Annotated in this window: 8 protein-coding genes and 1 pseudogene; 6 read left to right on the forward strand and 3 right to left on the reverse strand. The window is 67.8% G+C overall.

Annotation, left to right across the window (positions count from 1 at the left end):
• Positions 1–238 precede the first annotated feature (238 nt).
• From ADK57_RS09645 to ADK57_RS09655, 3 genes are all read left to right on the forward strand, one after another.
• Positions 239–1,690: an NF041680 family putative transposase gene (locus ADK57_RS09645; protein WP_053748962.1), complete on the forward strand. Its 1,452-nt coding sequence runs from the start codon at positions 239–241 to the stop codon at positions 1,688–1,690.
• Positions 1,691–1,862: 172 nt separating this feature from the next.
• Positions 1,863–2,765, forward strand: a complete 903-nt coding sequence (locus ADK57_RS09650; RefSeq protein ID WP_053748963.1) for a hypothetical protein — start codon at positions 1,863–1,865, stop codon at positions 2,763–2,765.
• A gap of 246 nt (positions 2,766–3,011) precedes the next feature.
• Entirely contained in the window at positions 3,012–3,203 is a 192-nt protein-coding gene (locus tag ADK57_RS09655; RefSeq protein ID WP_053748964.1) for a hypothetical protein, read from the forward strand.
• 145 nt (positions 3,204–3,348) lie between these two features.
• Here the strand turns inward: ADK57_RS09655 and ADK57_RS09660 are convergent, their stop codons facing one another.
• On the reverse strand, positions 3,349–4,095 hold the full coding sequence (locus tag ADK57_RS09660; protein WP_053748965.1) for a dienelactone hydrolase family protein: 747 nt from the start codon (positions 4,093–4,095) through the stop codon (positions 3,349–3,351).
• 110 nt (positions 4,096–4,205) lie between these two features.
• On the opposite strand from ADK57_RS09660, the gene ADK57_RS09665 reads away from it, so the two are divergent.
• Both ADK57_RS09665 and ADK57_RS47150 read left to right on the forward strand, forming a co-directional pair.
• Entirely contained in the window at positions 4,206–4,688 is a 483-nt protein-coding gene (locus tag ADK57_RS09665) for a MarR family winged helix-turn-helix transcriptional regulator (RefSeq protein WP_053748966.1), read from the forward strand.
• 75 nt (positions 4,689–4,763) lie between these two features.
• Positions 4,764–4,970: pseudogene (locus ADK57_RS47150) on the forward strand (transposase); the annotation flags it as partial.
• Here ADK57_RS47150 and ADK57_RS09670 read toward each other — a convergent pair.
• Positions 4,948–5,448 (reverse strand): hypothetical protein, encoded by a 501-nt coding sequence (locus ADK57_RS09670; RefSeq protein WP_234390085.1) that lies wholly within the window; start codon positions 5,446–5,448, stop codon positions 4,948–4,950. The pseudogene ADK57_RS47150 and the gene ADK57_RS09670 sit on opposite strands and share 23 nt — an antisense overlap.
• A 311-nt stretch (positions 5,449–5,759) precedes the next feature.
• On the opposite strand from ADK57_RS09670, the gene ADK57_RS09675 reads away from it, so the two are divergent.
• Entirely contained in the window at positions 5,760–6,332 is a 573-nt protein-coding gene (locus ADK57_RS09675; RefSeq protein WP_053748968.1) for an ArsR/SmtB family transcription factor, read from the forward strand.
• Positions 6,333–6,416: 84 nt separating this feature from the next.
• Here ADK57_RS09675 and ADK57_RS09680 read toward each other — a convergent pair whose 3' ends face one another.
• The gene (locus ADK57_RS09680) at positions 6,417–7,067 is read right to left on the reverse strand and encodes a hypothetical protein (protein ID WP_053748969.1); all 651 of its coding nucleotides are present in this window, start codon (positions 7,065–7,067) and stop codon (positions 6,417–6,419) included.
• Between the last annotated feature and the right edge of the window lie 350 nt (positions 7,068–7,417).

Genomic DNA, 7,417 nt, shown 5'->3' on the forward strand with positions numbered 1-7,417 from the left:
CCATCTCGCCGACCCACTCACCCATCGCCACACAACGAGTCTGGCCCTGCCGCTCACGCGGCAGGGCCAGAACCCCAAGATCTTCATCAGCCTTCTAGCTTGATCTTTAACGTGCGGCGTCGAACGGTGCGTCGTACTTGATCACTCGGTTCGGTAACCGCCGTACGTGGAAGCGGCCTTCGTCTGGATCATGTGTTCCGACCAAGGAACACACACGTCCAGTACGAAGGCCGTGAGGATGAGTCTGCTGCATGACGATGTCCGGCGAGAGCCGTTGGAGGAACTGTCACGCTTCCGTGGCGAGTTCTACTCCTGTCTCACCGCTCGTTCGGATGCTCTGTTCGAGCTGGCGGATGCGGTTCTGTGCGGTGACGGGCCGGTGAGGTCGCTGGCCGAGCTGTCGTTGGTGGGTGAACACCGCCGCGGGCACGGAGGGCTCTACGCCGCGCTCGCCCAGGGCCGGGTCGACGCGGACCGGATGCGGCAGGCCCTGGCCTCGGTGCCGCTGCCGCGAGCCCTCGACGGCCGGCTGGTCCTAGCCGTCGACGTCACATGCTGGCTGCGGCCCCACGCTCACACCTCACCGCAGCGGATCCTGTGTCACACCTACGGCCGGGGCAAGGACCAGCACATCCCCGTTCCCGGCTGGCCCTACTCGATTGTCTGTGCGCTCCAGCCCGGCCGCAGTTCGTGGACCGCACCGCTGGACGCGCTTCGTCTGACGCCCGGGGACGACACCGCCACCGTCACCGCCCGGCAGCTGCGCGACCTGGTCGAGCGGCTGATCGCCGCAGGCCAGTGGCAGAGCGGTGACCCGGACGTCCTCGTGGTCGCGGACGCGGGATACGACGCGCCCCGCCTGGCTCACCTCCTGCGGGATCTGCCGGTGCAGGTGCTGGCCCGGATGCGCTCGGACCGCGTCCTGCGCAGGCCCGCACCACCACGGCAGCCTCACACCAGGGGCCGGCCGCCCCGGCACGGCGGCGAATTCGTCTTCGGACAGCCCGACACCTGGGGCACCCCGGACACCGAAACCGTCACCCGCCTCTACGGCACCGCCCTCGCCCGCTCCTGGGACCGTCTCCACCCCAAGCTCACCCACCGCTCGTCCTGGGCCGTGGCCGACGCCACCCTCCCGATCGTCGAGGGGACCGTGATCCGTCTGGACATCGAGCATCTGCCTAGCGGCGCCACCCCGAAGCCGGTCTGGCTGTGGTGGTCAGGCACCGACGCAGACGCAGCGGACGCCGAACGGCTCTGGCAGGCATACCTGCGGCGCTTTGACATCGAGCACACCTTCCGCCTGTTCAAGCAGACCCTGGGCTGGACCTGCCCGAAGATCCGCACCCCCGAGGCGGCCGATCGCTGGACCTGGCTGATCCTCGCCGCCTACACCCAACTGCGACTGGCCCGGCCGCTGGCGGCCGACCGGCGCCGACCATGGGAAAGGCCGGTTCCCGCAGACAGACTGACGCCCGCACGTGTCCGCCGCGACTTCCGGCACATCCGCCCGACAGCCACCTGCCCGGCCCAGGCACCGAAACCCACCCACCCCGGACCCGGACGACCACCAGGCCGGAAGAACACCCGGCCGACCCCACGCCACGACGTCCACACACCCCGCAAGACGGGCAGCGCCACGTCCCGGACCAAGAAGTCGACCACCCCACGACCCCGCCGCACAGGTTAAAGATCAAGCTAGCAGAAGAATCGGCCACACTCGTCGCCTGGACCGCGCTCACGCCCGAGGTTCACCTCACCCGCCCATAGCGCCGGGGTGCTGGTTGTGACTGGAGTATTCGACTGATGCTTGGGCCCCGCGGATTCGGACTCTCCGGATCACGCCGGTAGGCTTCCTCGCCATGCCCACAACAGCGCGCAGGTCCGTCCTCGGCGCCACTGCTCTCGCCGTCCTCCTGGCTGTCGGCACCGGCTGTTCGGCCGATTCCGGCCAGGCCGGCAGCGATTCCAAAGTGTTGGAGGGGCTCGGCGCCCTGGCTGACGACAGCAGCGCGAACCAGGTGACCTACCTCGACGCGGCGAAGGCGCGTGAGCTGAGCAAGGGCGATGAGAAGGGGCTCGGCTCCATCGGTCAGCCGGCCAGCAGCCTGCTGAACTCGTACGAGCCCGGGCCGTGGGGCGAGGCATTGAAGGTGACTCAGATCGACACCGCTGTCGACACCAAGAGCGCCGGCCGCTGGGACGGTTCGTTCGATGCGGCGGCCATCACCACGTCGCTGAAGTCGAACGGATACAAGCAGAGCGGAGACGGCGAGACGTGGACGGACTCCGGCAGCAACGGGATGTCCTTCAAGATCTCCGACGACGAGATCTCCTACGTCCAGGGCGAAGCCTCCATGGCGGCAGTCACCCCGAAAGACGGCGCCTCACTGGCCGACAAGAAGGAGTACCAGCGCGTTACCGAGTGTCTGGGCGACGTCTACCGCGCCGACTTCCTTCCGCTCACCTCCGCCAAGCCGGTACGCCTCTCCGCCCTCGGCCAGCAGGCTGCCTCCCTCGCCAAGAACACCGAGGTCCTGTGCCTTGTTGCCAAGGATGAGGCAACCGCCGACCGCGCCGCAGCGAAGCTGCGATCGGTCGTGGCTGACAAGTCACCCACGTTCGACGGTACGAAGGTGACCGTCGAGAAGGGCGACCAGCCCGTGGTCCGGGCGGTCGTCCCGGACACCGGCACGCAGCGGCCGGGCCGGCTGATGCTCTCCAACGTGGAGCTGTGGATGGCTATTACAGGCTCGGAGCTCTGACGTTGTAGGAAGCTGACTCTCCGTCCGGCGACGGTTGGCGGCAGGATTCGCGCTCCCTGGTTACGTACACCCGAAGGCCGCTCGGGTCTTCCTTGGGAAATACCGGGCTTTGTTGGGGGTGGCCCGCCCAGCACGGGCTGGCTGGGCGGGAGTTGGTGCGGTCCCCTCCGGTGGTTCTTCAGCACGAGGGAATCGCGCGGCCTTCCAGATGGGAAGGTCCGACGCCCGAGGCGTGGCGTCCGTTCCATGGTGCGTCCTGCCTCGGGCGTCGACGAGTTGTACCTGTTCGCCGCCAAGAGCGTGCGTGAGCCCTGTTTTGCTTCCGTGGGGGAGTGTGTTGGCTGGCGTATCGGGGTGCGGATCGTGTTGGTCAGCGACGTCGTCGTCGGACGCCTTGACGTGCGCCAGGTTGCCGAGGCGCTGAAGAACCGGGGCTGATCAGCCCAGACACTGCCCAGGAGTGGCCCGCACGCAACCGAGCCAAAGCTCCTGCGAAGGTGAGAGCCCCCTCATCCCGGCCGAGAGAAGGGCTGGAGTCTCAGGTGCGACGTGACCGCGCGGGTCTGGTTCCCGGGCCGGAGCGTCAGCTGTTGGCCAGGGCACGGCCGAGGAGGGGGAGCAGGCGGTCCCAGTGGCGCTGCAGTGCGGAGGGGTTGAAGGCGTCGGTGTCGGACATGGTGAAGCCGTGCACGGTGCCGGGGTAGATCTCGGAGGTGTGGACGACACCTGCGGCATCCAGCGCCTTGTTGAGCTCGCCGAGGGCCTCGGGCGTCATGTCGGTTTCGGCGTGGCCGAAGTGGACCTGGGCGGTGAGCTTGGACAGGAGGCGGTGCAGGCTGTCGGGCCCGTCGGCGCCCACGGGGCCGTGGAATCCGGCGACGGCGGCCACCTGGCCGGGGTGGGCCGCGGCGGTGCGCATCGCCAGGAGGCCGCCTATGCAGTAGCCGGTCACCGCGACCGGCCCGGCGCCGACCTCGGGCTGGGTGGTGAGGAACCTGAGGTAGGCGTCGGCGTCGCTCAGGACACGTTCGGCGGTGTGCGCCTCGATCAAGGGCATCAGCTGGGCCATGATCGCGGGCCGGACCTCTTCTCCGATGTGCTCGGGAAGTTCGATCACCGGTGCCGGGCCGTGCCGGTAGAAGAGGTTGGGGACGAGCACGTAGTACCCGTGCCCGGCAAGTTCGCGGGCCATCTCCCGCAGCACGGGCCGGATGCCGAAGCCGTCCGCGTACATCAGCACCCCCGGGTGCCGCTCGCCGTGGTCGGGGAAGGCGGCGAAGGCGTCGGCCTGGCCGTCCGTGGTGGGGATCTGCAGGGACTTGGTGGGCAAAAGCTTCCTTCCTTGGAGTTCACTCGATAAACGTTGGTCGCACTAACGTTTTCGGCGCGAGTGAACGTACATCGTTAGTGGGACTAACGCAATGGATTAGGATAGGCGCCATGATCAGAGCCGAAGCGGCGGACGTGCCCGACGACGGCGCGCTCAAGACGCCCGACAGGCTGCGTCGGCGGGCGAGCCGACTGTTGTCGCAGCTGACCACGCGGTCGGACCGGCTGATCACCGAGGGGCTGGCGCAGGTCAACGCCCGAAAGTGGCACTACGCCGTGCTCGCCTCACTGCAGGAGTACGGGCCGGGCAGCCAGGCGGAGCTGAGCAGGCGCTCCGGCATCTACCGCAGCGACATGGTCGGCGTGCTCAACGAACTGGTCGAGCGTGACCTTGTCGAGCGGGCACCGGATCCCGGTGACCGGCGCCGCAACATCATCGTGATCTCCACCCAGGGCCGCCGCCACCTACGCCTCCTCGACAAGGTCCTGGACGACCTCCATGACGAACTGCTCGCGCCACTTTGTCCGGCCGAACGCGACCAGTTCGTGCAGTTGCTCACTCGCTTGCTGGACCACCACACCCAGACCTCCTGAGCCGCGTAGGGGCATCCGACATCAACGCTGCCCGGGGCGCCGTTTCATAGGTGGTCGCCTGAATTCGATGGCGGCGAGAAAGCTGTCGTACTCGTGGTGATGGGCGGGCTCGCGGACGGTGCCAAGGAATTGATCGCGATGGCGGACGGCGACCGTGAATCGTCACCGTCCTGGGCGAGCCTGCTGCGGGACTGCCGGCGACGCGGCATCCGCGCTCCCGTCCTCGCCGTCGGCGACGGTGCTCTCGGTAAAATTTGGCCTACACGTAGGGCTGGATGGCCACCGTGACATTCATGTCGAAGGCGTTCACCCCCGCCACGGACGGCAGGCCCAGGGTGCGGTCGAGCGCGCGGCTCAGGGGGCCGCAGCCACTGCTGCCCGGGGCGGCGAACTCCGTGTCCTGGGCACCGAAGGCGACGACCAGGGGGTCTTTGGACACCACCCGGGTGGGTTCGGTGTCTTTGAGCACGAGGTGGACCGCGTCCTCATCGCTGCCCACCGAGCAGCCCGACGACGGCAGGGCCGACAGCCCGTGCGCCGAGCCTATGGCGAACTTGATGTCGAACTCGCCGCGCCGGGTGTCGTCGGACAGGAAGTCCGAGTAGCCGCCGTACCGCGGAGTCAGGGTCAACGGGGTGCGTCCCAGCGGGATTGGCGCAGCGGTCATCTCCCCGAAGACCTGGCGGAATTCACCGTCCACACGGCCTTCCGCAAAGGTGATCTTCATAGGTTCGGTGATCGGCTCGTCGACGGCGCCCATGTGCAGATGCCCCGTGGCGTGCATGACCTCGCAGCGCCAGGTCCCGGGATCCGCGCCCGCGGGCAGCTCATCGACGGTCGGGCAGGCGGAGAAGTCGAACTCGGGCAGATTCGCTGCCCGTTCAGCTCCGTGCGCGGGTGTGGGGCCCAGTGCGAGTCCAACAAGTAGTGCCCCCGCAGCAGCACTTGTGAAGCGGCGGGTTGTGCGAGGCAAGGTCACTCGTTTCGGCGTCATACGCCACAGCATTGCAGATATTTCTCTGCAGAGAAACCTCTGCAGAAAAATTGCTGCGATCGGGATAGACTGCCGCCATGACGAAAGAGCGGAGAGCGGAGGCCGCAGGGCGGCGCACGGTCGACAGCCCCGAGGTGCTCAAGGCCCTCGCACATCCCCTGCGCCTGCGCATCCTGCGTCACCTCGGCGCGGCGGGCCCGGCCACCTCGACCACGCTGGCCGCCGCCCTCGGCGAGAACACCGGGACGCTCAGCTACCACCTGCGCATGCTGGAACGCAGCGGCCTCATCGAGGACATCCCCGAGCGCTCCACGGGGCGTGAGCGCTGGTGGCGCGGGGTGCGCGGCCTCGACATCCGCAGACCGCCGCAGGATGAGCTGACGGAAGCCGAGCGCGCCATGTCGGCCGAGCTGGACCGGATGAGGATGGAGGAGGACGTCGAACTCGCCCGGCAGTTCACCGCCGGACAGGCGGAGTCCGAAGGCTGGATGCGCGGTTCACGCAGCCTCATCCACCTCACGAAGGGTGAGCTTGACGCGTTCCATGATGACTATCTGGCCCTGCTCGCGCGCTATGCCCGCGGCCCCGAGGACGCCCCCGACGACGCACGACCCGTACTCCTCCGCTGGTTCGGCCTGCCCGCTGACTGACCGGCAGCCGGCCGACGAACTGTCTGATCGACGGGCTGACCGTACGGGTGGGGTGAGGGAGCTTCTGCGGGTGGGTCGGCCGACCTAAGGACTGGTCGGCGGGGCGACGACCAACTCGGCGTCCGGGTCGTGGTCGATCTGCGGAGGACCGGCGACGATCATGGTGGCTCGGGCCCACGGCTGTTCTCGTAACATGAACGGCGCTTCCTCCAGCAGCCAGTTCGCCACGTGCTCCAACTGCTCGGGGGAGTCACCGTCGCGGACGACCAACAAGCGCTCCTGCTCGGCGAGGTCACCCTGCATCCACACCGAGGCGTCCAACCACGGGGCTAGCTCTTCGCGGATGATGCCGGTGCCCTCGACCCAGATGAGGTCGGCACCGGCGGGGATGGTGATCGATCCGGGCCGGTCGTGGGTGATCCAGGCATCAGGGCGGAAGTCCACGGCCTCACCCCCGTGCAGGGGTTGCAGGATGTTCTCGACGAGCACGGCGCCCCAGTCGAAGTAGGCGTGGTTCCAGGCGATGTCGTCGGTGTGCACGATGGCGGAGTTGGGCACCACCTTGCACAGCCGCTCGGCAAGGGCCGTCTTGCCGGCGCCGCCCCGGCCGTCGATCGCGATCACCCGCGGACGTCCGGTGACGTCGGGTGATGCATCGCGCAGCTGCCGGACGGCGTCGAGCACGGTCACCACCCGCCAGCCAACGGCCTCGGTCTCGCCTGGATGTAGATGCATCGACAACCTGTCTCCGCAGGTGAGGACACGGGTCCGGCCCGCCCGGACGGTCCGCCGCTCGCCTGACCTTATCGACGTCATGAGGGAAGGGACAGCATCGCTCCTGGACAGGCTGATCAACATGAGCCACCAGGTATTCATCCGGTATCTCCGTGGATACTCCGCCGTTCAGGGCGGAGAGGAATCGGACTCCTGCGGAGCAGGGCAACGAGCTGCGATTCGCCGCCGGGGCGGTTCGTAGTGCTCTGACTGGCAGATTCGATCTTTACCTGTGGCTGCACTAGTTTGTGAGTGTGAGTGCGAACCATGTGAAGCGGGCGTTCAAGTACCGCTTCTATCCGACCGATGCG

The sequence above is a fragment of the Streptomyces sp. MMG1533 genome, assembly GCF_001279775.1.
In the GTDB taxonomy this organism is placed as follows: domain Bacteria; phylum Actinomycetota; class Actinomycetes; order Streptomycetales; family Streptomycetaceae; genus Streptomyces.